The organism is Kineococcus gurbantunggutensis (assembly GCF_050871925.1).
Lineage (GTDB): Bacteria > Actinomycetota > Actinomycetes > Actinomycetales > Kineococcaceae > Kineococcus.
Window position 1 is genome coordinate 1 of record NZ_JBJLSG010000063.1, and the last position, 26,649, is coordinate 26,649.

Genomic DNA, 26,649 nt, shown 5'->3' on the forward strand with positions numbered 1-26,649 from the left:
GGGCCCCGCCGCGGCGGGGCCCGCGCCCGTGCGGGCCGGACCGGTCAGGCGGCGTCGGTCAGGCTCTGGAACTCCTCGTCGGTCAGCTCCACGTCGGCCGCGCCGAGGTTCTCCTCCAGGTGCGCCACCGAGGACGTGCCCGGGATCGGCACGACCACCGGCGAGCGGCGCAGCAGCCACGCCAGGGCCAGCTGCCCGGTGGTGGTCCCCGGGTGGTTGCCCGCCACGGCGTCCAGCGGCCCGCCCGGGCGGGCCAGCGTGCCGGCGTCCACCGGCGCCCACGGGATGAACGCGATGCCCTGCTCGGTGCAGAAGTCCAGCAGCTCCTCGGCGCGGCGGTCGCCGAGGTTGTAGCGGTTCTGCACCGAGGCCACGGTCAGCCCCGCCGCCTGTGCGGCGCGCACCTCCTCCACGTCGACCTCCGACAGGCCCACCTGCAGCACCAGGCCCTCGTCGACGAACGACTTCAGCTCCCCGAACTGCTCCTCGCGGGGGACCTTGGCGTCGATGCGGTGCAGCTGCCACAGGTCGATGCGCTCCACCCCGAGGCGGCGCATCGACATCAGCAGGCACTGGCGCAGGTACTCCGGGCGGCCCAGCGGCGGCCACACGTCCGGGCCGTGGCGGGTCAGCCCGCCCTTGGTGGCGATGACGACGTCGCCGTAGCCGGAGCCGTCGTGCAGGGCCTCGCGGATGAGGTCCTCGGAGACGAAGGGGCCGTAGGAGTCGGCCGTGTCGATGAAGGTGACGCCGAGCTCGACGGCGCGGCGCAGCACGCGCACCGCCTCGTCGTGGTCCTTCGGCGGTCCCCAGATGCCGGGACCGGTGAGGCGCATCGCCCCGTAGCCCAGGCGGTGGACGGTCTTGCCGCCCAGGTCGATGGTGCCGCTGCTCGCGACAGGCATGGGAGTCCTCTCCACGTGGTCGGTGGACCGGTGCCCGCAGGCGCCGCGCCGACGCTACGTCCGCCGCGGCGCGCCCGCCTCCCCACCGGCGCCCGCCACCGCGCGCAGCGCGCCCAGCACCGCGCGCACCCCGCGGCGCGCCAGCGCCTCGGGGCGGGCCAGCGCGTCGACGTGCCGGTGCACCGCCAGGTCGGCCAGGGGGCGCAGCACCACGCCCGGCCCCGGCGGGGCGGTGCGCGCCGGCAGCAGCGCCAGCGCGTCGCCGGTGGCCACCACCGAGGCGGCCACGAAGGTCTCGTTGATGCGGTGCACCACGTCCAGCGGCCGGCGCGCGGCCGCGGCCAGGGCCTCGAGGTTGCCCGCCATCGGGAAGCCCTCGTGCACCGACACCCACCGCTGTCCGGCGACGTCGGCGACGGTGAGCCGCTCGCGCGCCGCCAGCGGGTGCGCGGCGGCGAGCGCGACGTGCAGCGGCTCGACGAGCAGGGGCACCACCGACAGCCGGCGCGCCGGCCAGCGCGGCCCGGCCTCGGGGCGGTGGGCGACCACGAGGTCGTAGTCGGCCACCAGCCGGGGGAAGTCCTGCTGGGCGACGTCCTGGTCGGCCAGGTGCAGGGCGGGACCGCCCCGGCGGGCGCTCTCGCGCAGCAGCGGGCCGAACCACGCCAGTGCCGCGGAGTGGAAGGCGCACACCGCCACCGGGGCGGTGGGGGAGTCCAGCTGGTCGTCGACGGCGCGGCGCGCGCGGTCCAGCGCCGCGGCCACGTCGACGGCGGCGTCGGCCAGCGCCCGGCCCGCGTCGGTGAGCACCAGGCGCCGGCCCCGCTTGACGGTCAGCGGGGTGCGGGCGCTGCGCTGCAGCGCGGCGAGCTGCTGGGAGACGGCCGAGGTGCTCACGTGCAGGGCCTCGGCGGCGGCGGTCAGGCTGCCGCGCTCGGCGAACTCGCGCAGCACCGCGAGCTGACGGGCGTCCATGAAGCGATTCTTCACCCTCGTTCCAGGAACCGCCCCTGGATCGGACGGTCCGCGCGCGCGAACCTCTCCGGGTGCACCCCTCCGAGCGCCGCGTCGACCTCCTCCTGCTGGCCGTGGCCGTCGTCTGGGGCAGCAGCTACCCGGCCGCGAAGCTCGCCGTCACCGCCGGCGGCGTGCTGCCGGTGCTGGCGCTACGCAGCGCCGTCGCCGCCCTGGCGCTGGCGGTGGTGCTCGCCCTCGCCCGCCGCCGCCCCGGGCGCACCGAGCTCGCCCTGGGCACCGTGCTGGGCCTGAGCCAGGCGGCGGTGCTGGGGCTGGAGACGTGGGGCCTGGCCGGCACGTCGGCCGTGAACGCCGGGGTGCTCATCAGCACCACCCTGCTGCTGACCCCGCTGCTGGAGGGGGCGCTGGGCCGGCGCTGGCTGCCGCCGCGGTTCTTCGCCGCCGCGGGCCTGGCGCTCGCCGGGGTGCTGCTGCTGCTCGCCGGCGGCGCCGGCGGGCCGAGCGCGCCGCGCGCCGGAGACCTGCTCGTCCTGGCCGCCGCCGCGGTGCGCGCCGCGCACGTCACCGCGCTGGGGCACCTGACGCGCCGGCGGCCGGTGGACCTGCTGGGGCTCACGCTCGTGCAGACCGCGGTGGGGGCCCTGGCCTCCACCGCCGCCGACCCGGCCGCGGTGCTCGCCGGCGCGGCCGGGGCCGGGGCCGGCGGGTGGGCGGCGCTGGCGTGGCTGGGCCTGGCGTGCAGCGCCTTCGCGTTCCTGGCGCAGTCGTGGGCGGTGCGGCGCACCTCGGCGGCGCGCGCCGGGCTGCTGCTGGGCACCGAGCCGCTGTGGGCGGTGGCGGTGGGCGCGGCCCTGGGCGGGGAGCGGCCGGGTCCGCTCGCGCTGGCGGGCGCGGCGCTGGTGCTCGCCGGCACGGGGTGGGGCCGGCGGGTGGAGGCCCGCCGGCGCCTCAGCGCGGTTCCGCCGGCGCCCGCCCCGGCTCCTCGCGGTCCTCGCCCAGCCGGCGCTGCCACCACGTGACGTCGTGCCAGGCGCCGTGCTTGAAGCCCACGCGCCGGTAGGTGCCCACCGGCTCGAAGCCGGTGGCCCGGTGCAGGCCCGCGCTGGCCTCGTTGGGCTCGGCGACCCCGGCGAACACGGCCCGGTACCCGCGCCGCTCCAGGCGCTCGAACAGCGCCCCGTACAGCAGTCGGCCCGCGCCGGTGCGGCGCCGGCCGAGCTCGGCGTACACGCTGGCCTCGCACGACCAGCGGTAGGCCGCGCGCCCGGAGAACGGCCCGGCGTAGGCGTAGGCGAGCACGCGCGGGCCCTCGCCGGTGCGCTCCTCGGCGACCAGCCAGGCGTGCCGCTCCTGCGCCGCCGCGATCCGGCGGGCCAGCTCCGCCTCGCCGGGCGCCTCCTCCTCGAAGGAGACCGCCGTCGCGCGCACGTAGGGGGCGTAGATCGCGGCGCAGGCGGCGGCGTCGGCGGGCGTGGCGTCGCGCACCGTCAGCGGGGTGGGGGAGGACACGCCCGCAGGCTAGGGGCGCCCCGGAGCTGCCAGGATCGGGGGGTGAGCACTCTCGACGACATGCGGGCCCTGCCCAAGGTGTCCCTGCACGACCACCTCGACGGCGGCCTGCGGCCGTCCACCATCGTGGAGATCGCCTCCGCGAACGGGCACGCGCTGCCCACCACCGACCCCGAGGAGCTCGCGGTCTGGTTCCGCGAGGCCGCCGACTCCGGCTCGCTGGTGCGCTACCTGGAGACCTTCGACCACACCATCGCCGTCATGCAGGACGCCGAGTCCCTGGCGCGGGTGGCGACCGAGGCCGTCCTGGACCTCGCCGAGGACGGCGTCGTCTACGGCGAGCTGCGCTACGCCCCCGAGCAGCACCTGCGCGCCGGGCTGAGCCTGGACGAGGTCGTCGTCGCGGTGGAGGAGGGCATGCGCCGCGGCGAGCGGCTGGCCGCCGAGGCCGGGCGCACCATCCGCGTGGGAACGCTGCTGACGGGGATGCGCCACGCCGACCGCTCCCTGGAGATCGCCGAGCTGACGCTGCGGCACCGCGACGACCCCGAGGGCCGCGTCGTCGGCTACGACATCGCCGGCGCCGAGGACGGTTTCCCGCCCGCGCGCCACCGCGAGGCGTTCGACCTGCTGCACGCGGCGAACTTCCCCGTCACCATCCACGCCGGCGAGGCCGCGGGGGTGGAGAGCATCGCCGAGGCGCTGTTCCCGTGCGGCGCGCAGCGCATCGGCCACGGCGTGCGCATCGTCGAGGACATCGAGTTCGGCGAGGGCACCGACCGGTTCGGGATGCCGAACGCGCGCCTGGGCCGGGTGGCGAACTGGGTCCGCGACCGCGGCGTGGTGCTGGAGCTGGCCCCCTCGAGCAACGTGCAGACCGGTGCGGCCACCAGCGTGGCCGAGCACCCCGCCACCGCGCTGAAGGACCTCGGGTTCTCCGTGTCCGTCAACACCGACAACCGCCTGGTCTCGGCCACCACCCTCTCGCGGGAGTTCGCGCTGCTGGCCGACGGGGCCGGCTGGACGCTGGAGGACGTCGAGCGCGCCACCATCACCGCGCTGGCCGCCTCGTTCCTGCCGTTCCCGGAGCGCCTGGCGCTGGCGACCGACGTGATCCGCCCGGCCTACGACGCGGCGCGCGCGCGGCTGCGCGGGGACGCGCAGGGCTGAGCCCGGCCCGGGTTCAGGGGCGCGGGCGGAGCGCGCGCTGCTGCTTGTGGATCGCCTTCCACCGGCCGGCGCGCTCCGCCCGCAACCTCGCGTCGGTGCGGGCGGCGAACCACTCCCGCTCGCGCTCCAGCTTGCGGTAGCTGTCCAGGCGCCGCTGCCCCAGGACCCCGGCGCCGATCGCGGCGAGCACCGCGCAGCCGGGTTCGGCGGTGTGCGAGCAGTCGGCGAACCGGCAGTCCACCGCGAGGTCCTCCACGTCGGCGAACGTGCGCCGCAGGCTCTCGCCCGCCCCCTCCCCGCCCAGGCCGACGGTGCGCAGCCCGGGGGTGTCCACGAGCACCAGCCCGCCCGGCAGCGGCAGCAGCTCGCGCCGCACGGTGGTGTGCCGGCCCTTGCCGTCGCCGGCGCGCACGGCCCGGGTGCCCAGCCGGTCCTGACCGAGCAGGGCGTTGGCCAGGGTGGACTTTCCCGCGCCGGAGGGGCCCAGCAGCACCACCGTCCCGCTCAGCGCGGCGCGCAGGTCCTCCACGCCGGCGCCGCGCTCGGCGCTGACCGCGAGCACGTCCGCGCCCGGGGCGGCGGCCTCCGCCTCCGCCAGGGAGTCGGCCAGCTCGGCGCCCTCGAGCAGGTCCGTCTTGGTGAGCACCACCACCGGCCGGGCCCCGGAGCTCCACGCCAGGGCCAGGAAGCGCTCCACGCGCCCCAGCGGGGCCCGGCGCGCCGGGGCGACGGTGACGGCGACGGTGTCGACGTTCGCGGCCAGGACCTGCTCGGCCGAGCGGCCGGAGGCCTCCGCGCGCGCCAGGGCGGTGCGCCGGGGCAGCACCGCCACCACCTCGGGGCCCGCCCCGCGCAGGGAGAGCACCACCCAGTCGCCGGTGGTGGGTTCGGGCAGGCGCGCGCGCGGGACGTCGACGCGCTGCGGTCCCACGGGCGTGCGCACGTCGAGGGCGCCGCGGTGGGCGCGCACGACCCGGGCGGGCACGAGCGGGCCGGGGTGCTCGCGGTGGTGCTGCGCGAGCGCGCGCTCCCAGCCCTCGTCCCAGCCGTACGGGGCCAGGGGGTGCGCGGCGCTCCGCTCCTCCGGGGAAGTGGTCACACCGGAACGGTAGGAACCCCCGCCGCGCGCGGCGACGGGTTTTCCCGCCACCCCGGTCCTCCCGCGAGCCGGGGCCTCCCGCGACCCGGGCCTCAGCCGGTGAGGGCCACGTCGCGGAACAGCGGGGCGAGCAGGCGCGCGTCGCCCGGGGCGGCGCTGCTCGCCGGCGGCAGCACGCGGGTGCCCGCCGCGGCCGCGGCCCGGCGCACCGCGGGGGTGAGCTCCGCGCCCGCCCAGCGCGCGTCGAGCACCTCCACGCCGCCGGCGAGCAGCGCCGTGGTGCCCGCCTCGCCGGGCAGGACCGCCGCGGCCCCGGGGGGGGGGGGGGGGGGGGGGGGGGGGGGGGGCCGCGCCCCCGGGCGGCGCCCGGGGCCCGCGCCCGCGCGGCCCCCCCCCCCCCCGCCCCGCGCCCCACCACCACCACCACGCCGCGGGCCAGCAGCGGCGTGGACCCCGCCTCCCCGCGCCGCACCCCCGCCGCCCCCCCCCCCCCCCCCCCCACCACGGCGTCGGCCAGCCGCTCCAGCGCGCCGCCGCCGGTCAGCACGCACGAGCCGCCCGCGGCCAGCACGGCCAGCGCCGTGCGCACCGTCGGCAGCAACCGCCCCCCGCCCAGCACCCCGACCACCGAGGGCGGCACGGCGCCGTGGGCGCGCGGCACCAGCAGGTCGAGCTTGTCGGCCCACCCGGCCCAGCGCACCGCGGTGTCGACGCAGTAGTCCACGGCCGCCAGCGCCTCGGACAGCCGGCACCGCTCGGTGCGCCGCACCAGCTCCACCAGCTCGGTGCGCCGCGCCTCCAGGTCCACCGCCACCGACAGCAGCGCGCGCCCGCGCGCCAGCGGCGCGGTGGCGCCGACGGCGGCGGCCCCGCCCGCGGCGGCGGCCAGCACCTTGCGCACCACGTCCTCGCCGACCGCCGGCCCGGCGTCCGGGCCCGCCCCGGGCCCCGCGCCCGCCCCGGCTCCGGTGCCCGCCCCGGGGCCGGCGTCAGCCACGGCAGGCCCGCAGCAGCAGCTGGGCGTCCAGGCGCGCGTCGGGACCGGCCGGGGCGTCCAGGCCCAGGCGCTCGCGGTGCGCCCCGTCCAGCCAGCCGCGCCGCTCGGGCCCGTTCGGGCCCCACACGGTGACGGCGGTGGCGTCGGCGAGCAGGGTGCGCGGGTCGGTGCCGGCGCGCACGGTGCGCACCCCGAGCACCGGCCCGGGCGGGGGCGGCAGGGTGCGCCGGCCGGTGGCGACGACGGCGGGCGGGGCCCACCACCCGCCGGCGGGCAGGTGCGCGGGCACGGCGGCCCCGCGCGCGACGGCGGCCGCGGCGGCGGCGACCCCCGGGGAGGGGCACGGGCCCACGCGGGTGGTGCGCTCCAGCGGGTCGCCCACGCGCAGCGCGGCCGCGCCGGCGTCCAGGCGCGCGATCAGGGCCTCGGCCAGCGGCTCGACCACGAGCACCCGCGAGCCGCCGGGGCGGGCCTGCGCGCCGTCGGCCAGGCCGGCCAGCAGCGCCGGCAGCACCGCGTCCGGGTCGGCGCCCTCGAGCACGACGTCCACGGCCGTGGTGCCGCGGTCGGCCACCAGCGGCGTGCCGCGGTCGGCCAGGTCCAGGGCCAGCTCGCGCAGCTGCTCGGCGGTGCCGTCGGCGCGCACGGCCAGCAGACCCTCGGCCTCCCACAGCACGGCGTCGGCGACGGGGTCGCGGCCCGGCGCGGTGGCCACCAGCCCCTCGGGCAGCCCGGCGTCGGCGCAGGCGCGCACCAGGCGCTCGGCGGTGGCGGCGCACTGCGCGTCGGGGCGCAGCAGCACCCCGGCGCCGGCGGCGAGCGCGGCGACGACGGCGGTGGCCAGCGCGGCGGGTCCGCTGCGCCAGGTGGCCAGGACGGCCACGACGCCGCCGCCGGCGGCGTCCACGCCCAGCGCGTCGAGCTTGTCGGCCCAGCCGGCGGTGGAGAACGCCGCGTCCAGCAGCCGCGGCCCGTCGGCGGTCACCCCGGCGGCCACCGGGCGCCCGGTGGTCAGGGCGGCGGTGACGGCCAGGGGGTGGGCGTGGTCGGCGAGGACGTCGGCGAGGGTGAACAGGTGCCGGGCGCGGTCCTCGCCGCTGAGCCAGGCCCACTCGGCGCGGCTGGCGGCCAGCACGCGCGCGGTGAGGCGGGAGAGCACGTCGTGGGCGGTGTCGGCCACGGCCAGGAGGCGCTCGCCGCTGTCCGGGCGGGGCACGTCCACGCGCGGGGAGGTGCCGTCGCCGCCGGTGGCGGTCAGCTCCGGGGGCAGCCCGGCGGCCGCGGCGTCCTCCGCGGGGGGCCCCTGCGCCCGTCCCGGCTGCGCGCGGAGGTGCCGGGGCGCCCTCTCCGCTGCTTCCGGTAGTGGCGTAGTCACACCGCGTGAGTCTACTGAGCCCGGCGCCGACCGCCGGGGCGAACGGCGCAGCCCGGTGCCGCGCTGGCGCCCGGACACCGGGCTGGCAGGGTGGACCCCGTGCACTCCCACGGCCCCTCCGCGCCACCCCCGCCCGTCTGGGAGAGCGTCGCCGCCTCGGCCGGCGACGACCGCGACTTCGCCTGGTACGCCGGCGACCACCACATCCACACCACGTTCTCGCGCGACGCGATGTACTCCGTGGACGACCAGGTGCGCCGCGGGCACGAGTGCGGCCTGGACTGGATGGTCATCACCGACCACGGCGGGCCCGATCACGCCAAGCAGTCCGTCTCCCTGCAGACCCCGCTGATCGCGCAGGCCCGCCGCAGGCACCCCGTCCTGGTGTTCCAGGGCATGGAGTGGAACATCCCCGGCGCCGAGCACGCCACGTTCATCGCCCCCCACCACGAGGGCACCCCGGACCTGCTGGAGCGCTTCGAGCGGATGTTCGACGGCGACGTGGTCGCCGCCGCCTCCAACCCCGCCGGCCCGCGCCTCATCGAGCACTCCGTGCAGGGCGGCCCGCAGGCCGAGCGGCTCGGACTGGACGCCCTGGCCTGGCTCGTGGAGGAGCTGCGCACCGGCGCCGTCGGCGAGGCCCTGGTGCTCTCCAACCACCCCATGCGCACCGGGCGCGTCTCGCCGTCGAAGGTGCGCGGCTGGCGCGACGCCGCCCCCGGCGTGTTCGTCGGCTGGGAGGGCGCCCCCGGCCACCAGGCCGCCGCGCTGCCCGCCCCGCTGGGGCGCGGGCGCGGGCGCGGGCAGTACGACGAGTCGCCCGGGCGCTGGTCGTTCCCCGGCTACGACCTGGAGCAGTACCGCACCTGGGGCGGTTTCGACGCCGCCACCGGCCGCGTCGGCGGCCTGTGGGACTCCCTGCTCGCCGAGGGCCTGCCCTGGTGGATCACCGCGAACTCCGACAACCACTTCGACCACGGCGACACCGTCGTCGTCGGCGAACCCTCCCGCGCGCACTACGAGCGCCACGGCCACCGCGGCACCCCCGTGGACTCCGGCGTGGTGCAGCACGGCTACGTCGACTTCGCCCCCGGGTTCTACTCGCGCACCTGCGTGGGCGCCACCGCCCGCGACTACCGCTCCGTCATGGCCGCCCTGCGCGCCGGGCGGGTGTTCGTCGTGCACGGCGGCCTCGTGCGGGCCGTCGAGGCGCGGGTGCGCCCCGGCGGCGAGGGGCCCGGCGTGACGTTCGGCGCGCGCACCACCGTGCGCCGCGGCGGCGACGTGGAGGTGGAGCTGCTCGTCGACCCCGCCACGACGCCCAACGGCGGCGGCGAGGTCCCGCGCGCGGCGCGCTGGGACGTCGTCGTGGGCACCGTCACCGGCCGCGTCGCCGACGCCGAGCGCGACCTGTGGCAGGCGCCGGGCACCCGCGTCGTGGAGAGCTTCGAGGTGCCCGCCCGCACCGGCGGCCGCCAGCGCTACACCTTCACCCTGCGCGGCGTGCAGGACCCCTTCTACGTGCGCTTCCGCGGTGGCGACGGCCGGCACGCCGACGCCGACGGGCACCCCCTGGTGGACCGGATCGGCGACTCCGACCCCTGGGACGACCTGTGGTGCTACACGAACCCGGTGTTCGTCGACGTCGAGTGAGGCGCCCGGCCGCGCTCGCGCACCTGGCAGGTCGCTGCCGGGGTCCGCGCCCGGGGCGGACCGGCAGCGCCGCGCGCGGTTAGCGTCGCCGGTGCCGGTGCGCCCGTCGTGGGCGCACCACCGCGAGCGCTGGAGGTCGCCGTGCCGGACGCACCCACCGGGGACGGGCGGCCCGTCGTCCTGCGCGGCGGCACGGTCCTCACCGTCGACCGCGACCGCCGCGTCCTGCCCGGCGCCGACGTCCTCGTCCTCGACGGCGCCGTCGCGGCCGTCGGCCCCGACCTGCCCGCCCCCGGCGGCGCGCTGGAGGTCGACGCCACCGGCGGGGTGGTGCTGCCGGGCATGGTCGACACCCACCGGCACATGTGGCAGACCGCGATGCGCGGCTACGGCGCCGACTGGACCCTCGCCCAGTACTTCCAGTGGTACTACCTGCAGCACGGCACCCTGTTCCGCCCGCAGGACGTGCACGCCGGCAACGTCCTGTCCGCGCTGGAGGCCGTCGACGCCGGGGTCACCACGACGGTGGACTGGTCCCACGGGCTGCGCACCGTCGAGCACGCCGAGGCCGCCGCCGACGCCCTGACCGGCGTCCCCGGCCGCTACGTCCTGGCCTGCGGGAACCTGCACGCCGCCCCGGCCGCCTGGACGGCCTCGCCGGAGTTCCAGGCGTTCGCGCGCCGGCGCCGCGACGAGGGCCGCCTGGCCCTGCAGCTCGCCTTCGACGTCACCGGCGACCCGGCGTTCCCCGAGCGCGGCGCCTTCGAGGTCGCCCGCGAGCTCGGCCTGCCCGTCACCACCCACGCCGGGGTGTGGGGCGCCACCGGCGACGACGCCGTGCGCCTGGTGCACGAGAACGGGTTCGCCGACCCCGGCACCGTGTACGTGCACGCCGCCTCGCTGTCCGAGGACTCCTACCAGCGCATCGCGGCCAGCGGCGGTCGCGTCTCGGTCTCCGCCGAGAGCGAGCAGAACGCCGGGCAGGGCTACCCGCCCACCTGGCGCCTGCGCCGGCACGGCATCGACGTGTCCCTGTCCACCGACAGCAGCGCCTGGTGGAGCGCCGACATGTTCTCCGCCATGCGCGCCACCCTCGGCGCCGACCGCGCCCGCGAGCACCTCGAGGCCCAGCAGCGCGGCGGGACCGTCACCGGCAACAGCCTGCGCGCCGAGCAGGTCGTGGAGTGGGCCACCCGCGGCGGGGCCCGCGCGATCGGGCGCGAGGACGACCTCGGCAGCGTCGAGGTCGGCAAGCAGGCGGACCTGGTGCTCGTGAAGAACGACGCCTCGCCGGCGCTCACCCCGCTGCTGCACCCGCACGGGCACGTGGTGCTCCAGGCCCAGCGCGGCGACGTGCACACCGTCCTGGTGGCCGGCCGCCTCGTCAAGCACGAGCACCGCCTGCTCGGTGTCGACCTCGCCGCCGCCCGCCGCGAGGTGGAGCGCACCGTGGAGCACCTGCGCTCGCGGGTCGGCGAGCGGGAGTGGGCCGCGGGCATGAGCCCCGAGGTGCCCGAGACGGTCGTGGGGGAGAACCCCTACACCTACAGCGACCACCGGCGCAGCTAGCGTCCGTCGAGGGCCGAGGGGGCTGCGGCACACTGGGCGGCGACCACGACCCGGGGTTCACCGCGGAGCCCCGCACCCGACGGAGGAGACCCGTGCCCACCGCCCCCGCCACCGCCTCGTTCCCCTCGCCCGCCGACGGCCTGGCCATCACCACGTACCGCTGGGCCGACGTGCCCGGCGAGCCGGTGGGGGTGGTGCAGGTCGCCCACGGCCTGGCCGAGCACGGGCGCCGCTACGCCCGCCTGGCCGCGGCCCTGAACGCCGCCGGGTTCGTCGTCTCCGCGAACGACCACCGCGGGCACGGCTCCTCCACCGGCGGCGGCGTGCCGCTGGGCGGGTTCGGCGAGGCGGGTTTCGCGGGTTTCACCGCGGACGTCGCCCGGCACGGCGAGCTGCTGCGCGAGGAGTTCCCCGGCCTGCCGGTGTTCCTGCTCGCGCACTCGCTGGGGTCGATGGCGGCGCAGAACGTCCTGCTGGAGCACCCGGACCTGTACGCGGGCGTCGTGCTGAGCGGGTCCACCGCGCTGGACGGGCTCGTCGACGTGGTGCGCTCGCTGCCGGCCGACCAGCCGGGCCTGGCGGCCTTCAACGCCCCCTTCGAGCACCGCACCGGGTTCGAGTGGCTCAGCCGCGACGCCGCCGAGGTCGACGCCTACGTGGCCGACCCGCTGTGCGGCTTCGAGACCGACGAGGCGATCCTCGCCGGCGCCCTGGCCACCGCGGCCGCCACCGCCGACCCCGCCCGCCTGGCCGCGATCGGCCCCGACCTGCCCGTGCTCGTCGTCAGCGGCGCCGACGACCCCGTCGGCGGCACGGGCGGCGAGCTGCTGGTGCGCCTGGCGGAGCGCTACCGCGCCGCGGGCCTGCGCGACGTGGGGCTGGAGCTGTTCCCGGGCGCGCGGCACGAGGTGTTCAACGAGACGAACCGCGAGGAGGTCACCGCCCTGGTCGCGGCCTGGCTGCGCGAGCGGGCCGGCGCCTGAGGGCGGCCCGCACGCACCCGCCCGCACGCATCCGCCCGGACGCACCCGCCCCGCAGTCGTCAGACGACTAGGGTGGCGGGTCACCCGGAGGTGGACCCGGAGGCGGACCCGGAGGTGGACGTGCCGAGCGAGCAGCCCGACGGCCGGGGCGCCCCGTCGCAGACCGACGTGGTCGTCGAGGGCATCAAGAAGATGATCTTCGAGGGGACCCTCGGGCCCGGGCAGCGCCTGCCGGTGGAGGCGGACCTGGCGCGCGCCCTCGGCGTCTCGCGCGGCCCGTTGCGCGAGGGGGTGCGGGCGCTGTCGCACCTGGGGGTCCTGGAGACCCGGCAGGGGGCCGGCACGTACGTCACCGCGCTGGACTCCTCGCTGCTGCTCGCACCCATGTCCTTCCTCGTGGACCTGCACCACGCCGGCGGCGCGCGCGCCCTGCACTCCGTGCGCCGCCTGCTGGAGACCGAGGCCGCCGCGCTGGCGGCCCGCTGCATCGACGAGGAGGCCCTGGCGGCCGCGCAGGAGGCGCTGGACGCCATGGCCGCGCCGGGCGCGGTGGAGCCGCGGGAGTTCGTCGACGCCGACATCCGCTTCCACCAGGTCGTCGCGCAGGCCTCGGGCAACCCCGTGCTGGCCGCGCTCGTGCAGGCGTTCGCCGGCCGCACGGTCCGGGCGCGGGTGTGGCGCGCCCTCACCGACGAGGGCGCCACCGCCCGCACGCTGGAGGAGCACCGCGCGGTGCTGGAGGCGCTGCGCGCGCACGACCCGGACCGCGCCCGGCTGCGGATGGGCCACCACCTGCTCGCGGTGGAGGACTTCCTCGCGGGCGCGGAGGAACCCCCGGCGGAAGAACCGTCGGCGGAGGAACCGTCGGCGGGGGAACCGTCGGCGGGGGAGCGGCCGGCGCGGTGACCGCGGGGCGTCGCCGGGCCCTGCGGGGTCAGGGCCGCAGGGCCCGCCCGAGCGCGCCGTCGATGCCGGGGACCTCGTCGTTGGACAGCACGACCACGTCGGTGTCGCTGCCGAGCGGGTGCACCAGCAGCGAGCGGTAGCCGGGGTTGTCGCCGGGGACGAACCACGCCGGACGCCCGAGGACGTGCCCGAGGAAGGTGCCGTAGCCGTAGGCGGTGGCCGTGGTGGGTCCCGGACCGGGCGCCGGCGGTGCGGGCAGCGGGGCGTGGGGCGTCCACAGCGACGCCGCGGCGGCCGGGTCGAGCAGCCGCCCGGTGCGCAGGGCGCGGCTGTAGCGCAGCAGGTCGCCGGCCGTGGTCCACAGGTCCCCGCTGCCGGTGATCCGCGTCCACCCGGCGTCCACGTGGACGCGCCGACCGGCGCGGTGGCCGGCGGCGGCGTCGGTCCACCCCGCGGGGAAGCGGCCGGAGGTGGTGGAGGTCATCCCCGCGGGTCCGAGGACGAACTCGGCCGCGAGGTCGCGGTAGCGCCGGCCGCCGGCGGCCTCCAGGACGTCGGCGGCCAGGAAGGAGCCGGGGCCGCTGTAGCGCCAGGCCGTCCCCGCGGGGGTGAGCAGCCCCGCCCCGGCGACCAGGGCGCGCAGCGCGTCGGGGGCGGGCGGGTCCGCCGGGTGCGCGGGCCGCCCGCCCGGTGCCGGCCCGGGCAGGTCGGCCCAGTGGCCGGTGCCCGAGGTGTGGCTGAGCAGGTGGTGCAGGGTGACGTCGTCGAAGGCCGGCGGCAGGTGCGGCAGCCACCGGGTGATCGGCCGGTCCAGCCGCAGCCGGTCGCGCTGCTGCAGCGCCAGGGCGACGACGGAGAGGACCTGCTTGCTGAGGGAGGAGGCCTGGAACCGCAGGTGGGGCCCGCAGGGCGTGCTGCCCGGCCCGTCGGCGGAGCCGCTGGACTCCTCGTGCACGACGCGGCCGTGCTCGGCGACCACGGCCGTCCCCGACCAGGGCGCGGCCGGGTCGGGCCGGGCTCCCGCCGCGCCGTGCGGGACGGGTCTCACGGCGTGCCCCCCTCCCCGGCGGCGACCTCGTAGACGACCTCCAGGCCGTCCTCCTCGTCCCACTGCTCACCGACCCGCACGAAGCCGTACTGGGCGGCGAGGTCCCGGGAGGCGGTGTTGGCCGGGGAGATGCTGACGCGCACCGTGCGGACCGCCGGTTCGCGCGCGGCGCGGCGCAGCAGCGACTCCAGCGCGGCGCGGGCGTAGCCGCGGCGGCGGTGCTCGGGGGCGACGGCGTAGCCGACCTCCACCGTCCCGCGCTCGTCGGGGGGCCCGTGGTACCCGGCCCGGCCCACGGCCAGCCGCAGGTCCTCGTCCCAGACGACGCCGGTGACCCAGGCGGCGCTGGCGGGGTCGCGCAGCACCTGCTCGTGGCGCACCCGCCAGACCCCGCGCCAGTCCGGGCCGGCGAAGTGGGCGGTCAGCGGCACGGGGCTGAGGGCGTTGGCCGCGCTCAGGTCGCCGGCGGCCAGGGCGGCGAACACCGGGCCGGTGAGGTGCACGACGCGCACGCGCGGGCGCGGGGAGGGGCCGGGCGGGGGTGGCGGTCCAGCGTCGGTGCTCACGGAGGCATCGTCGCCGCCGGCGCGCGCCCCCCGCCAGCGCTCCAGCGCGGCAGGCCGTACACCTCGCGGGCAGTGCCGCCCAGGACCCGCTCGCGCTCGGTGCCAGACAGCCCCGCCAGCAGCTCGCGGGTCCAGCCCTGGACCCGCTCGTACCCGCCGGCCGGGGTGCTCACCGGCCAGTCGCTGCCGGCGAGCAGCCGCCGCGGTCCGAACACCTCCAGCAGGTGCTCCACCACGGGGCGCAGCGCCTCCGGGCCCCGTCCCGGCGGCAGCAGGGTGAACAGCCCGGACACCTTGCACACCAGGTTCTCCCGCCGCGCCGCCCGCGCCAGCAGGCGCGACCACTCGCCCAGCGCCGCGGCGTCGCCCAGCGGGGGCTTGGCGGCGTGGTCGAGCACGAAGCGCCCCCGCGGGTTCGCGTCGAGCACCGCGGGCACGTCGGCGAGCTGGTCCGCGCGCACCAGCAGGTCGTGCACGAGGCCGAGGCCGGCGGCGGTGCGGGTGCCGCGGCGCACGTCCTCGCGCAGCAGCCAGCCCGTGCCGGGCTCGTCCTCGACCTGGTGGCGCACCCCGGCGAGCAGGGCCCCGCCCGGCCCGCCGCGCAGCGCCTCCACCTGCGCGGCGACGTCGCCGGTGAGGTCCACCCAGCCGACGACGGCGGCGAGCAGCCCGCCGGAGGCCTGCGCGGTGGCCAGGAACTCCCGGGTCTCCGCCACCTCGGCGACGGTCTGCACGAGCACGGCGGCGCCGACGCCCGCCGCCCCGGCCGCCGGGCGCAGGTCCTGCGCCGTGAAGCGCCGCCGCAGCGGTTCCCGCGCCGCGCCGCGCATCCACGGGTAGTCCCGCCGGGCGGGGTCCCACAGGTGCACGTGCGCGTCGATCACGGCGCCAGGCCCGGCAGCGGCACCTCCGGGCGCACGATCCCGGAGGCGCGCAGCGCCTCCCACGCGGCGGCGGGCACGGCCACGTCGAGCAGCGCCGCGTCGCGGCGCACCTCCTCGGGGCTGCGCATGCCCACCACCGCCGACGCCACCGCCGGGTGCGCCAGCACCGCCTGCAGCGCCAGCGCCGGCAGCGTCACCCCGTGCTCGCGGGCCAGGTCCGCGGCCCGGTGCGCCCGGGCCAGGACGTCCGCCGGCGCCGGCGCGTAGCGGTAGGTGGCGTCCGCGGGCGGGCGCTCCCGCGCCAGCAGGCCCGAGCCGAACACCCCGCCGAGCACGACGGAGGTCCCGCGGCGCAGCGCGGCGGGCAGCAGGTCGTCCAGGGCGGGCTGCTCCAGCAGGTCGTAGCGGCCGGCGAGCAGGACGACGTCGAGGTCGAACTCCTCCACGAAGCGGGTCAGCGGCCCGGTGGAGTTCATGCCCGCGCCGATGGCGCGCACCAGTCCCTCCTCGCGCATCCGGTGCAGCTCGGGCAGCGCACCGGTGCGGGCGTCCTCCTCGTGCTCGTCCGGGTCGTGCACCAGCAGCACGTCGACGCGCTCCAGGCCCAGCCTCCGCAGGCTCTCCTCCAGGCTGCGCCGCACGCCGCCGGCGGAGAAGTCCCACACCCGCCGGGCGCGCGCGGGCACCTCGAAACCGCCCTCGACGTCCGTGCCGGCCGGTGCGGGCACCGGTTCCAGCAGGCGGCCGACCTTGGTGCCGAGCACGAACGCGTCGCGCTCCACCCCGCGCAGCGCCGCGCCGATCCGCTCCTCGGACAGCCCCAGGCCGTAGTGGGGCGCGGTGTCGAAGTACCGCACCCCCTCGGCGAGGGCCTGCCCGACGGCCGCGCGGGCGACCGCGTCGGGCACCGCGGTGTAGAGGTTGCCGACGGGGGCGCCGCCGAACCCCAGCACCGGCACCCGCACGCCCGAGCGCCCCAGCGGCCGGGTGCCCGCGCGCAGGTCCGTCACGGCCGCGCCGCCGGCACCCGCAACCCGTGCATCCCGCCGTCCACGGCCACGACCGCACCCGTGGTGGCGCTGGAGCGCGGGTCGGCCAGGTGCACGATCTGGTGCGCCACCTCCTCGGCGGTGACCAGCCGGCCGCTGGGCTGGCGGGCGGCCAGCGCGGCCAGTTCCGCCTCCGGGTCCTCGGCGGCCGCCAGCAGCCGGCTCACCCAGGGGGTGTGCGCGGTGCCGGGGTTGACGCAGTTCACGCGCACGCCGTCGGCGAGGTGGTCCGCGGCCATCGCCAGCGTCAGCGCCTGCACCGCGCCCTTGGACGCCGAGTACAGCGCGCGCCGGGGCAGCCCGGCCCAGGCGGCGACGGAGCAGGTGTTCACCACCGCCGCGCACGGCGACTGGCGCAGCGCCGGCAGCGCGGCCCGGGTGGCGCGGACGACGCCGAGGACGTTGACGTCCAGGACGCGGTGCCACTCGTCGTCGTCGTTGTCCTCCACCGTGCCCTGCGCGCCGATCCCGGCGTTGTTGACCAGGACGTCCAGGCCGCCCAGGGCGCTGACCGCCGCGGCCACCGCGGTGCGCACCGCGGCGTCGTCGGACAGGTCCGCCACCACCGCGGTCACCCCCCGCGGCGCCGGACCGGGGAACTCCCGGTCCAGCACCGCCACCGCCGAGCCCTCCTCGGCGAAGCGCTGCGCCGTCGCCGCCCCGATGCCCGAGGCGCCGCCGGTCACCAGCACGCGCAGGCCCGCCAGCGCGCTCACGCCGGGACCCCGGCCCCGCGCGGCGGCGCGGGTTCGCCGGCCCACTCCGCGCCGGTGGGGAACAGGTGCCGCTGCAGGGACTCCTCGCGCACCTGCGCGGAGAAACCGGGCGCGGTGGGCGCCAGGTAGCGCCCGCCGCGCACCCGCACCGGGTCCACGAAGTGCTCGTGCAGGTGGTCGACGTGCTCGATCACGCGGTCCCGCGCGGTGCCGGAGACGGCGACGAGGTCGAACATCGCCAGGTGCTGCACCAGTTCGCACAGCCCCACCCCGCCGGCGTGCGGGCACACCGGGACGCCGAACCTGGCGGCCAGCAGCAGGATCGCGACGTTCTCGTTGACGCCGGCCACGCGCGCGGCGTCGATCTGCAGCACGTCCAGCGAACCGGCCTGCAGCATCTGCTTGAAGACGACGCGGTTGTGCACGTGCTCGCCGGTGGCGATCCGCACCGGGGCGACGGCGCGGCGGATCGCCGCGTGCCCCAGCACGTCGTCGGGGCTGGTCGGCTCCTCCACCCACCACGGGTCGTGCGGCGCCAGCGCCGCGATCCACTCCACGGCCTGCCCGACGTCCCAGCGCTGGTTGGCGTCCACCGCGATGCGCACGTCCGGGCCGACGGCCCCGCGCGCCAGCCGCAACCGGCGCACGTCGTCGTCGAGGTCGGCGCCGACCTTGAGCTTGATCTGGGTGAACCCCTCCGCGACGGCCTCGCGCGCCAGCCGCACGAGCTTGTCGTCGGAGTAGCCCAGCCACCCGGGGGTGGTGGTGTAGGCGGGGTAGCCCTCGCGCAGCAGCGCCTCGCGCCGCGCCGCCCGGCCCGGTTCGGCCGCGCGCAGCAGCTCCAGCGCCTCCTGCTCGGTGAGGGCGTCGGTGAGGTAGCGGAAGTCCACCAGGGAGACCAGCTCCTCGGGGGACAGGCGCGAGAGCAGGTCCCACAGCGGCAGCCCGGCGCGCTTGGCGCGCAGGTCCCACAGGGCGTTGACGACGGCGCCCACGGCCATGTGCACCACGCCCTTCTCCGGGCCCAGCCAGCGCAGCTGCGAGTCGTCGACGAACGAGCGCCACGTGGCGCCCATGTCGCCCAGGACCTCCTCGACGTCGCGGCCCACGACGTACCCGGCCAGCGCCTCGATCGCCGCGACCTGCACGTCGTTGCCGCGGCCGATGGTGAACGCGAACCCGTGCCCCTCCAGGCCGTCGCCGGCGTCGGTGCCGATGACGAGGTACGCCGCGGAGTAGTCCGGGTCGGGGTTCATCGCGTCCGAGCCGTCCAGGTGGCGGGAGGTGGGGAAGCGCACGTCCAGGGTGCGGAACCCGGTGAACCTCGCGCGGGCGGCCATCAGGCGTCCGCCAGCTCGTTGCGGGTGCTGCCCAGACCGTCGACCTCGCACTCGACGACGTCGCCAGCGCGCAGGTACGGCTTGGGGTCCGGGCGGCCCAGCGCCACCCCGGCGGGGGTGCCGGTGTTCACCAGGTCGCCGGGTTCCAGGACGGTGAAGTGGCTGAGGTAGCGCACGACCTCCCCGACGCCGAACACGAGGTCGCGCGTGGAGCCGTCCTGGCGCAGCTCGCCGTTGACGCGGGTGCGCAGGCCCAGCGCGCCGGGGTCGGGCACCTCGTCGGCGGTGACGAACCACGGCCCCAGCGGGTTGAACGTCTCGCAGCTCTTGCCCTTGTCCCACTGCCCGCCGCGCTCGAGCTGGAACTCGCGCTCGGAGACGTCGTGGGAGACGACGTAGCCGGCGACGTGCTCCAGCGCCTCCTCGGCGCTGGCCAGGTAGCGGGCGCGCCGGCCGATGACCACGCCCAGCTCGACCTCGTAGTCCGTCTTGGTGCTGCCGCGCGGCACCAGGACGGTGTCGTGCGGGCCGACGACGGTGGAGGAGGACTTCAGGAACACCACCGGCTCGGCCGGGATCGCCGCGCCGGTCTCCTGCGCGTGGTCGCGGTAGTTCAGCCCGATGCACACCACGGTGCCCGGCCGCGGCAGCGGGGCGCCGATCCGGCGGCCGGTGAGGTCCAGCTCCGGCAGGTCGCCGGAGCGCACGGCGGCGCCGGCGGCGGCGAGGTCCTCCGCGCTCCACGGCCGGTGCGCGTCCAGGACGCCGGACAGGTCGAGGGCGCGCCCGTCGGGCAGCAGGGCCGCGGGGCTCTCGCCGCCCCTGGGGCCGGTGCGCAGGATCTTCACGGGGTTCCTCCCTGGTGGGTTCCGGTGCGGTGCGCGGCGGGGGCGGGCAGCGGCACGTCGTGCTCCTCGCCGGGGCCGCCGGTGAAGGTGCCGCACGCGCTCGCGCCGACGGCGACGTGCACGGTGCCGGCGCGCAGGTGCCGCAGCCGCGCGCGGGTGGGCCGCCCCTCCTCCCACGTCAGGTCCACCTCGACCCCGGCGCGGGTGCGCAGGCCGTGCACCCGCCCGCGCGGCCACTGCGGCGGCAGCGCGGGCAGCAGGTCCACGCGCTCGGCGGTGGAGCCCACCAGCGCCTCGGCCACGCCCGCGGCGAAGCCGAGGTTGCCGTCGACCTGGAACGGCGGGTGGGCGGAGAACAGGTTCGGGTACAGCCCGCCGGCCTGGGCGGCGTCGTCGACGGCCGGGCGCAGGCAGCGCCGCACGAGGTCGCCGACGACGTCGCCGCGGCCCAGCCGCGCCCACAGGGCGGTGCGCCAGGCCAGCGCCCACCCGGTGCTCTCCGGCCCGCGCAGCTCCAGGGTGCGCGCGGCGGCCGCGGCCAGGTCCGGCTCGGCCCGCGGGTCCAGCGTGCCCAGCGGGTACAGGCCCACCAGGTGGGAGGTGTGCCGGTGCTCCGGCTCGGCCTCCGGCAGGTCCTCGTGCCACTCCAGGAGCTGCCCGCGCGCGCCGGTGCGCGGGCGCGGCAGCCCGGCCAGCGCCTCGCGCACGTCCTCGCGCAGCCGGGCGGTGGCCGGCTCGTCCGGCGCCAGCCGCGACCACGCCTGCAGCAGCCCGCGGGTCAGCTCCAGGTCGCAGGTGCTGCTGGCGGTCACCGCGCGCGCGGTGCCGCCGGCGTCCAGCCAGCGGTTCTCCGGCGAGGTGGACGGCGCGGTGCCCAGGGTTCCGTCGGGCAGGCGCACCAGCCAGGCGAGGCAGAACCGCGCGGCGCCCTCCAGCACGGGCAGCACCCGCGCCGCGACGGCGGCCGGGTCCGCCGCGTGCTCCACGGCGTCGACGAGGTTCGCGCACAGCCACGCCCCGCCGAACGGCCACGCCGACCACGACGGGTCCGCCCAGCCGCCGCCGACGCTGCGGGTCTGCGCCCACCCGTCGCTGTTGTGGTGCGTCACCCACCCCGGCGCGTCGTACATCTCCCGCGCCGCGCGCGCCCCCTCGGCGGCCAGGCGCTCGGCGAACGCCAGCAGCGGTTCGGCGCACTCCGGCAGCGCCCACGCCTGCACCGGCCAGTACGCCATCTGCAGGTTCACGTTCGTGGTGTAGTTGCTGCTCCACGGCGGCCGCAGCTCGGCGTTCCACAGACCCTGCAGCGTCATCGGCAGCGTGCCCGGCCGCGAGCCGGTGACGAGCAGGTAGCGCGCGTGCGCCACGACCAGCTCCGCCAGCGCCCGGTGGGCGTCCTCGTCGTCCACGGCCCGGTGCACCAGCTCGTCGGTGGGGGTCGCGGGCCCGCAGCGGCCGTGCAGCTCCAGGCCGGCGCGCCCGAACAGGGCGGCGTGGTCGGCCAGGTGCGCGGCGCGCACCTCCTCCACGGCCCCCAGCGCCGCCGCCGCGCGCCGCGCCGCGGCCTGCGCGTCCGGCGTGCCGGGGGAGTCCGCGAGGGGTTCGGGGACCTCCACGGCCACCACCAGCCGCACGCGGCGGGCCCCGGCCCAGCGGGCCACGAGCACCCCGCCGCCCCCGCCCGCGGTGTCCGCGCCGTCCGCGGCGTCCACGCCGTCCACCGCGTCCACCGCGTCCACCGCGTCCCGGTCCGGCGCGCACCCGTCCGCGCGGGCGCGCACGACGACGGCGACCAGCCGGGCCGGCGAGCCGGGCCCGGCCCACCGCACCGCCTCGCCCTCCTGCCCCGGGCCCCAGGGGCGCACGTCGAGGGGGAGTTCCAGCAGCGCGCGCCACTCCACCTCGCCGGGGCCCGGGGAGCCGCGCCGCACCGAGCGCAGCGGCAGCGGGGAGGCGAAGGCCACCTCCACGTCCTCGCCGCCGGCCGCGGTCAGCTCGTGCACGAGCGCGCCGGCGCGGGCGGCGACGAACGTCTCGTGCCGCGCGCCGCCGCCGGGCCCGGGCCGGCGCGTCCAGGCGGTCGCCGTCGACAGGTCCAGGCCGCGGCGCAGGTCCTGCGCGACGCTCAGCCCCGGGGTGCGCACCGTCAGGTCCCCGACGGGCAGGTAGGCCTGGGTGTGCGGCACCACCGGCTGCATCAGCTCGTCGGCCAGGGCGGCGTCGCCGTCCAGGACCGCGCGCCGCGCGGCGAGCACCCGCTGCGGGTGGTCGGCGGGCGCGGCGTGCCGCGGGCCGCCGACGGGGCCGGACCAGGCGCGGTCGTCGTTCAGGGACAGCTTCTCGCCGTCGGCCAGGCCCCAGCAGACGGCGCCGAGCCGGCCGTCGCCCACCGGCAGCGCCTCCAGCCAGGTCGAGGCCGGGCGGTCGTAGTGCAGTTGCGGCATCAGGGGCGCACGTCCCCGGCGCTGCACGTCATCGCGTCTCCTCGGGTCGTCGGCCGCGCCGGTGCGGCGGCACGCAGACGATGACGCGGGGGTTCCCGAGGTGTCAAGATGTCGTCTGATGAATCAGGGTCGCCGTCGTCGACGGGGCCGCCGATCCGCGACGACGAGGAGCCGTTGTGCCGCTGTCCGAGATGACCCTGGGGGAGCTCGAGGAGCTCGACGTCGTGCTGAACGTGCCCGCCGACCTCGACGAGTTCTGGAGCTCCTGCCTCGCGGCGGCCGCGGCGCACCCCCTCGACGTGCGGCGCTCCCCGGTGCAAACTCGTCTGACGACCCTCACCCACGAGGAGTTCTCCTTCGCCGGTGACGGCGGCGACCGCATCAACGCCTGGCTCGTGCGGCCGGCGGGCGCGCGGCAGCCGCTGCCGGCCGTGGTGGAGTTCGTCGGCTACGGCGGCGGGCGCGGCCTGGCCGAGGAGCGCCTCACCTGGGCCAGCGCCGGGTACGCCCACCTCGTCGTGGACACCCGCGGGCAGGGCGCGGTGTGGGGCGGTGGCGGCTCGACGCCGGACCCGGCCGGTTCCGACGTCTCGGCGCCGGGCTTCCTGACGCGCGGGGTCCTGGACCGCGAGCGCTACTACTACCGCCGGGTGTACGTCGACGCGGTCCGCGCCGTGCAGGCCGCGCGCGGCCTGCCGGACGTGGACCCGGGCGCCGTCAGCGTCGCCGGGGCCAGCCAGGGCGGCGCCCTCGCCCTGGCCGCCGGCTCGCTGGCCGAGGGCGTGCGCGCGGTCATGGCCGACGTGCCGTTCCTGTCCTGGTTCCGCCGCGCCGTCCTCGTCGCCCCGACGGACCCCTACGCCGAGCTCGTGCGCTACCTCGCCGTCCACCGCGACCGCGTCGAGCAGGTCCTGGGCACCCTGGACTACTTCGACGTCGCCCACCTGGCGTCCCGGGCCACCGCGCCCGCGCTGATCTCGCTGGCCCTGATGGACCGCGTGTGCCCGCCCTCCACCGTCTGGGCCGCGCACCGCAGCTACGGCGGGCCGGCGGACCTGGCGGTCTACCCCTTCAACGACCACGAGGGCGGGCAGGTGCACCACTGGCGCAGGCAGCTCACCTGGCTGTCCGGGGTGCTCGCCGGCGGGCCGGCCCCGCAGGACCGCCCCGCCTGAGCGGCCCGCCCGGGGCCCGCCCGGGCGCGCGGCGGTGCCGGGGGGCCTCAGCCGCCCGCCGGCACCGCCGCGCCGCGCGCCCGCGGGAGCGGCACGGTGGCGTCCCAGTCGACGTGGTGCCGGCGCATCCACGCCTGCTGGTCCTGCCCGCGCGCCGCGCCGGCGCGCAGCACCAGCGGCATCACCAGGTCGCGCGCGACGCGGCCCACCGCGCCCGGCGACTTCGCCGCGCTGGTGCGCCAGCCCGCGGCCACGACCCGCTCCACCCGCGCGCGCCGCTGGCGCTCGAACGCCTCGAACGCCGCGGGGGCCGGCAGGTCGCGCAGGCAGCGCGCCAGCACCACCGCGTCCTCCAGCGCCTGCGAGGCGCCCTGCCCGGCGGCGGGGGAGGTGGCGTGGGCGGCGTCGCCCAGCAGCACCGTGCGCTCGTCGTGCCAGGTGCGCACCGTGGGCAGGTCGTACGTCGCCCACGCGCGCAGCGGCCCGGGCGTGGCGGCGACCAGGTCCAGGGCGCAGGAGCGGTCGCCGGCGAAGGAGGCCGCCAGCACCGCCCGCCAGCGCGCGTCGGTGCCCGCCTCCAGCTCCCCGCGGGCCGGCTCCACCGCCAGCGGGGGGTTCGCGAACCACCACGTGCGCCCGCCGGGCGCGAGCAGGTACCCGAAGAACGCCCGCCTGCCGAACACCATCGTCAGCGTGCCGGGCTCGGCCCCGGCGGGAACGTGCTCGGAGTACCCGGCCAGGTTGAGGATCGGCACGAACCGCGGCGCGGCCGCCCCGGCGTCCAGCAGGGAGCGCACCGTCGAGCGCACCCCGTCGGCGCCCACGAGCACGTCGGCGGTCACGGTGCTGCCGTCGTCGAACTCGGCCAGCACGCCCTCGCCCGCGCGCCGCGCCCCCACCAGCCGCGAGCCGTACCGCACGTCCACGCCGCGCTCGCGCGCCTGCTCGTGCAGGACCCGGTACAGCTCCGAGCGCTTCAGGGACACCCCCGCCGGGGCGGCCGGGTCGTCGCCGCGGGTGTCGATGCCGCCCAGGACCCGCCCGGTGCCGCTGCGGAACTCGATGCGCGGGGTGGGCACCCCGGCCTCCAGCACGGCCCGCTCCGCGCCGATCGCGCGCAGCGCGTCCAGGCCGTTGACCTGCACGCCCAGCCACGCGCCCACGTCGCCGGCCGGGGCCGGGTAGGCCTCGTGCACCGTGGCGGTGATCCCGGCGCGCTGCAGCGCCATCCCCAGCACGGGCCCGGCGATGCCGCCGCCGACGACGACCGCGGTGCGCGCCCGCACCCCGCTCACGCCGCGCTCCCGCCGCGCAGGTGCGCGGCGAAGAACGCCTCGATGCGCCCCCAGGCGTCCGCGGCCGCCACCGGGTCCGGCGCCATGCGCGCCACCCGGCGCAGCAGCGGGCGCAGCGGGCGCGGGCCCACGGGCCCGTCGTTGAGGAAGCCGTGCCCGGCGCCGGGGTACTCGCGCACGTCGTGCTCGACGCCCAGGCGGGTCAGCACCGACTCCAGCTCGGCGGCCGCGCCCTTCAGCGCCGGGTCGTCGCCGCCGTAGCTGGCCACCACCGGGCACGCCCCGGCCAGCGCGGCCTCGGCGTCCGGGGGCAGGCGCGCGTAGTTCGCCGACGCCACGTCGAAGCCGCGCGAGGCGGTCACCAGGGCGAAGCCGCCGCCCATGCAGAAGCCCAGCACGCCGATGCGGCCGGTGCAGCCCGGGGCCGAGGCCAGCCACGCGCGGGCGGCCTCCACGTCGGTGAAGGGGCGCCCGTGCCCGGCGACGACCGCGCGCATCGTGGAGACCAGGCAGCGGCGCGCCCCGCCGGCGGTGAACAGGTCCGGCATGAGCACCAGGTACCCGGCGGAGGCCATCCGGGCCACCTGCCGGCGCATGACGTCGTCCACGCCGAACGCCTCGTGCACCACGACCACGCCCGGCCACGGCCCCGGACCGGCGGGGGTGCCCAGCACCGCCCGCAGGCCCGGCGTGCCGCCCGGCCCCGGGTCCAGCACCACGTCCGTCAGCACCGGGGCGCTGGCCACCGGGCCCTCGACGTCCTGCACGGGGAACCTCCTGCTCGGTCCGGGCACGGTCTGCGGCGACGCTGCCAGCGCCGCGCCCGCCGTTCAACGGCCCGCGGCGGGTGCGGCACGACGCCGCCGGTGCGTGCAGGGTCCTGCCAGGGGGTGCCCGGCGGGGGTTCGACCCGGGGGTGCCCGCTCAGCCGATGCCGGTGGCGGCCCGCACGTCGCGGCGCACCGCCTCCAGCCGCTGCGCGGCCGTGCGGCGCGCGGCGGCCAGGGCGCCGGGCCCGTCGCCCTCCAGCTCCACGACGACCTCGCAGTAGCACTTCAGCTTCGGCTCGGTGCCCGAGGGGCGCACCACCACGCGGGCGCCCTCGGCGGTGCGCCAGCGCAGCCCGTCGGTGGGCGGCAGGCCGTCCACGCCCCCGCGCAGGTCCTCCACGCTCGTCACCGCCGCCCCGCCCAGCCGCGCCGGGGGGTCCTGGCGCAGCCGCGCCATCGCCGCGCCGATCAGGCCCAGGTCCTCCACGCGGATCGAGACCGGCCCGGTGAGGTGCACGCCGTCGCGGCGGGCCACGTCGTCCAGCACGTCCAGCAGGGTGCGCCCGGAGGCGAGCAGGCGCCGCGCCAGCCGCGCGGTGAGCACCGCCGCCGAGACCCCGTCCTTGTCGCGCACCACGGCCGGGGCCACGCAGTACCCGATGGCCTCCTCGTAGCCGAAGGAGATCCCCGGCACGCGGGCGATCCACTTGAAACCCGTCAGGGCGGGGGAGAACACCGCCCCGTGCGCGGCGGCGATGCGCGCCAGGCCCTGGGAGCTGACCACCGAGCACGCCAGCACCGCCCCGGGCGCGGCCAGGTGCTCGCCGAGCACCCAGCCCAGCTCGTCGCCGCTGAGCTGGCGCCACGCGGAGCGGTCCGAGCGCTCCCCGGTGGGCACCGCGGCGCACGCGCGGTCCGCGTCGGGGTCCACGGCCAGCACCAGGTCCGCCTCCACGCGCGCGGCCAGGTCCAGCGCCAGGTCCAGCGCGCCGGGCTCCTCCGGGTTCGGGAACGCCACCGTGGGGAACGCCGGGTCCGGCTCGGCCTGCTCCGGCACCACGTGCACGTCGGTGAACCCGGCGCGGCGCAGCGCCTCGGAGAGCACCGCCCCGCCCACGCCGTGCATCGGGGTGACGACCGCGCGCAGCTCGCGCGCCGGGGCGGGGTGCGCGGGCAGCTCCGTGGCCGCCAGCACCGCGTCCAGGTAGTCCGCCACGACGTCCTCGCCGAGCACCCGCCAGCCCTGGGGGGGGGGGGGGGGGGGGGGCCGGGGGCGCCGCCCCCGCCCCCCGACACCGCACCGGTGACCTCGGGCACCCGGGTGCTCGTGGAGGTCCTGCAGCGGATGGAGGACGTGGGCGTCGTCCCGC

24 protein-coding genes are annotated in these 26,649 nt (G+C 78.6%); 7 read left to right on the plus strand and 17 right to left on the minus strand.

The genetic code is table 11. The annotated features are described in order from the left end of the window. Positions 1 to 44: 44 nt before the first annotated feature. Both ACRYR7_RS13190 and ACRYR7_RS13195 read right to left on the minus strand, forming a co-directional pair. On the minus strand, positions 45 to 905 hold the full coding sequence (locus tag ACRYR7_RS13190) for an aldo/keto reductase (RefSeq protein ID WP_432572560.1): 861 nt from the start codon (positions 903 to 905) through the stop codon (positions 45 to 47). Positions 906 to 959: 54 nt separating this feature from the next. Then, the gene (locus tag ACRYR7_RS13195) at positions 960 to 1,880 is read right to left on the minus strand and encodes a LysR family transcriptional regulator (protein ID WP_432572561.1); all 921 of its coding nucleotides are present in this window, start codon (positions 1,878 to 1,880) and stop codon (positions 960 to 962) included. Positions 1,881 to 1,951: 71 nt separating this feature from the next. On the opposite strand from ACRYR7_RS13195, the gene ACRYR7_RS13200 reads away from it, so the two are divergent. After that, on the plus strand, positions 1,952 to 2,902 hold the full coding sequence (locus tag ACRYR7_RS13200) for an EamA family transporter (protein WP_432572562.1): 951 nt from the start codon (positions 1,952 to 1,954) through the stop codon (positions 2,900 to 2,902). On the opposite strand, the gene ACRYR7_RS13205 is transcribed toward ACRYR7_RS13200, so the two are convergent. Next, positions 2,832 to 3,392: a GNAT family N-acetyltransferase gene (locus ACRYR7_RS13205; RefSeq protein ID WP_432572563.1), complete on the minus strand. Its 561-nt coding sequence runs from the start codon at positions 3,390 to 3,392 to the stop codon at positions 2,832 to 2,834. The two genes, ACRYR7_RS13200 and ACRYR7_RS13205, sit on opposite strands and share 71 nt — an antisense overlap. A 60-nt stretch (positions 3,393 to 3,452) precedes the next feature. On the opposite strand from ACRYR7_RS13205, the gene ACRYR7_RS13210 reads away from it, so the two are divergent. Further along, positions 3,453 to 4,562 (plus strand): adenosine deaminase, encoded by a 1,110-nt coding sequence (locus ACRYR7_RS13210; protein ID WP_432572579.1) that lies wholly within the window; start codon positions 3,453 to 3,455, stop codon positions 4,560 to 4,562. Between the two features lie 13 nt (positions 4,563 to 4,575). On the opposite strand, the gene rsgA is transcribed toward ACRYR7_RS13210, so the two are convergent. From rsgA to ACRYR7_RS13225, 3 genes are all read right to left on the minus strand, one after another. After that, the gene (gene rsgA, locus ACRYR7_RS13215; RefSeq protein WP_432572564.1) at positions 4,576 to 5,661 is read right to left on the minus strand and encodes a ribosome small subunit-dependent GTPase A; all 1,086 of its coding nucleotides are present in this window, start codon (positions 5,659 to 5,661) and stop codon (positions 4,576 to 4,578) included. A 92-nt stretch (positions 5,662 to 5,753) separates the two neighbouring features. After that, on the minus strand, positions 5,754 to 5,918 hold the full coding sequence (locus ACRYR7_RS13220; protein ID WP_432572565.1) for a hypothetical protein: 165 nt from the start codon (positions 5,916 to 5,918) through the stop codon (positions 5,754 to 5,756). Between the two features lie 732 nt (positions 5,919 to 6,650). Beyond that, positions 6,651 to 8,033, minus strand: a complete 1,383-nt coding sequence (locus ACRYR7_RS13225) for an aldehyde dehydrogenase family protein (protein WP_432572566.1) — start codon at positions 8,031 to 8,033, stop codon at positions 6,651 to 6,653. A 99-nt stretch (positions 8,034 to 8,132) separates the two neighbouring features. Between ACRYR7_RS13225 and ACRYR7_RS13230 the strand changes: the two genes are divergently transcribed. From ACRYR7_RS13230 to ACRYR7_RS13245, 4 genes are all read left to right on the plus strand, one after another. Beyond that, positions 8,133 to 9,686 (plus strand): PHP domain-containing protein, encoded by a 1,554-nt coding sequence (locus ACRYR7_RS13230; protein WP_432572567.1) that lies wholly within the window; start codon positions 8,133 to 8,135, stop codon positions 9,684 to 9,686. Between the two features lie 141 nt (positions 9,687 to 9,827). Further along, a complete protein-coding gene (locus ACRYR7_RS13235) occupies positions 9,828 to 11,255 on the plus strand; it encodes an amidohydrolase family protein (RefSeq protein ID WP_432572568.1) in 1,428 nt (475 codons plus the stop codon). 92 nt (positions 11,256 to 11,347) lie between these two features. After that, positions 11,348 to 12,238, plus strand: coding sequence for an alpha/beta fold hydrolase (locus ACRYR7_RS13240; RefSeq protein ID WP_432572569.1), 891 nt, complete (start codon positions 11,348 to 11,350; stop codon positions 12,236 to 12,238). 72 nt (positions 12,239 to 12,310) lie between these two features. Next, on the plus strand, positions 12,311 to 13,144 hold the full coding sequence (locus ACRYR7_RS13245) for a FadR/GntR family transcriptional regulator (RefSeq protein ID WP_432572570.1): 834 nt from the start codon (positions 12,311 to 12,313) through the stop codon (positions 13,142 to 13,144). A 28-nt stretch (positions 13,145 to 13,172) separates the two neighbouring features. On the opposite strand, the gene ACRYR7_RS13250 is transcribed toward ACRYR7_RS13245, so the two are convergent. From ACRYR7_RS13250 to ACRYR7_RS13285, 8 genes are read right to left on the minus strand one after another with little or no spacing between them, the layout of a single operon-like run. Next, the gene (locus tag ACRYR7_RS13250) at positions 13,173 to 14,192 is read right to left on the minus strand and encodes a serine hydrolase domain-containing protein (RefSeq protein ID WP_432572571.1); all 1,020 of its coding nucleotides are present in this window, start codon (positions 14,190 to 14,192) and stop codon (positions 13,173 to 13,175) included. Then, the gene (locus ACRYR7_RS13255; protein WP_432572580.1) at positions 14,189 to 14,704 is read right to left on the minus strand and encodes a GNAT family N-acetyltransferase; all 516 of its coding nucleotides are present in this window, start codon (positions 14,702 to 14,704) and stop codon (positions 14,189 to 14,191) included. The genes ACRYR7_RS13250 and ACRYR7_RS13255 overlap by 4 nt, the downstream gene beginning before the upstream one ends. A 50-nt stretch (positions 14,705 to 14,754) precedes the next feature. Beyond that, a complete protein-coding gene (locus ACRYR7_RS13260; RefSeq protein WP_432572572.1) occupies positions 14,755 to 15,642 on the minus strand; it encodes an amidohydrolase family protein in 888 nt (295 codons plus the stop codon). Then, positions 15,639 to 16,652, minus strand: coding sequence for an aldo/keto reductase (locus ACRYR7_RS13265; protein WP_432572573.1), 1,014 nt, complete (start codon positions 16,650 to 16,652; stop codon positions 15,639 to 15,641). The genes ACRYR7_RS13260 and ACRYR7_RS13265 overlap by 4 nt, the downstream gene beginning before the upstream one ends. Then, positions 16,649 to 17,407, minus strand: coding sequence for an SDR family NAD(P)-dependent oxidoreductase (locus ACRYR7_RS13270; RefSeq protein WP_432572574.1), 759 nt, complete (start codon positions 17,405 to 17,407; stop codon positions 16,649 to 16,651). Before ACRYR7_RS13270 ends, ACRYR7_RS13265 begins: the two co-directional genes overlap by 4 nt. Then, positions 17,404 to 18,747 carry an L-fuconate dehydratase gene (locus ACRYR7_RS13275; RefSeq protein ID WP_166610434.1) on the minus strand — a complete coding sequence of 448 codons (1,344 nt, stop codon included), beginning with the start codon at positions 18,745 to 18,747 and terminating at the stop codon, positions 17,404 to 17,406. Before ACRYR7_RS13275 ends, ACRYR7_RS13270 begins: the two co-directional genes overlap by 4 nt. Further along, a complete protein-coding gene (locus ACRYR7_RS13280; RefSeq protein WP_432572575.1) occupies positions 18,747 to 19,595 on the minus strand; it encodes a fumarylacetoacetate hydrolase family protein in 849 nt (282 codons plus the stop codon). The genes ACRYR7_RS13275 and ACRYR7_RS13280 overlap by 1 nt, the downstream gene beginning before the upstream one ends. Then, a complete protein-coding gene (locus ACRYR7_RS13285) occupies positions 19,592 to 22,039 on the minus strand; it encodes a glycoside hydrolase family 95 protein (protein ID WP_432572576.1) in 2,448 nt (815 codons plus the stop codon). The genes ACRYR7_RS13280 and ACRYR7_RS13285 overlap by 4 nt, the downstream gene beginning before the upstream one ends. Positions 22,040 to 22,230: 191 nt before the next feature. Between ACRYR7_RS13285 and ACRYR7_RS13290 the strand changes: the two genes are divergently transcribed. Then, the gene (locus ACRYR7_RS13290; RefSeq protein WP_432572581.1) at positions 22,231 to 23,214 is read left to right on the plus strand and encodes an acetylxylan esterase; all 984 of its coding nucleotides are present in this window, start codon (positions 22,231 to 22,233) and stop codon (positions 23,212 to 23,214) included. A 47-nt stretch (positions 23,215 to 23,261) separates the two neighbouring features. On the opposite strand, the gene ACRYR7_RS13295 is transcribed toward ACRYR7_RS13290, so the two are convergent. The 3 genes from ACRYR7_RS13295 to ACRYR7_RS13305 all read right to left on the minus strand — a co-directional run bounded on the left by ACRYR7_RS13295 (position 23,262) and on the right by ACRYR7_RS13305 (position 26,513). Continuing rightward, a complete protein-coding gene (locus tag ACRYR7_RS13295; RefSeq protein WP_432572577.1) occupies positions 23,262 to 24,509 on the minus strand; it encodes an FAD-dependent oxidoreductase in 1,248 nt (415 codons plus the stop codon). After that, positions 24,506 to 25,228, minus strand: coding sequence for a dienelactone hydrolase family protein (locus ACRYR7_RS13300; protein WP_432572582.1), 723 nt, complete (start codon positions 25,226 to 25,228; stop codon positions 24,506 to 24,508). Before ACRYR7_RS13300 ends, ACRYR7_RS13295 begins: the two co-directional genes overlap by 4 nt. Positions 25,229 to 25,433: 205 nt before the next feature. Next, entirely contained in the window at positions 25,434 to 26,513 is a 1,080-nt protein-coding gene (locus ACRYR7_RS13305; protein ID WP_432572578.1) for a phosphohexomutase domain-containing protein, read from the minus strand. Between the last annotated feature and the right edge of the window lie 136 nt (positions 26,514 to 26,649).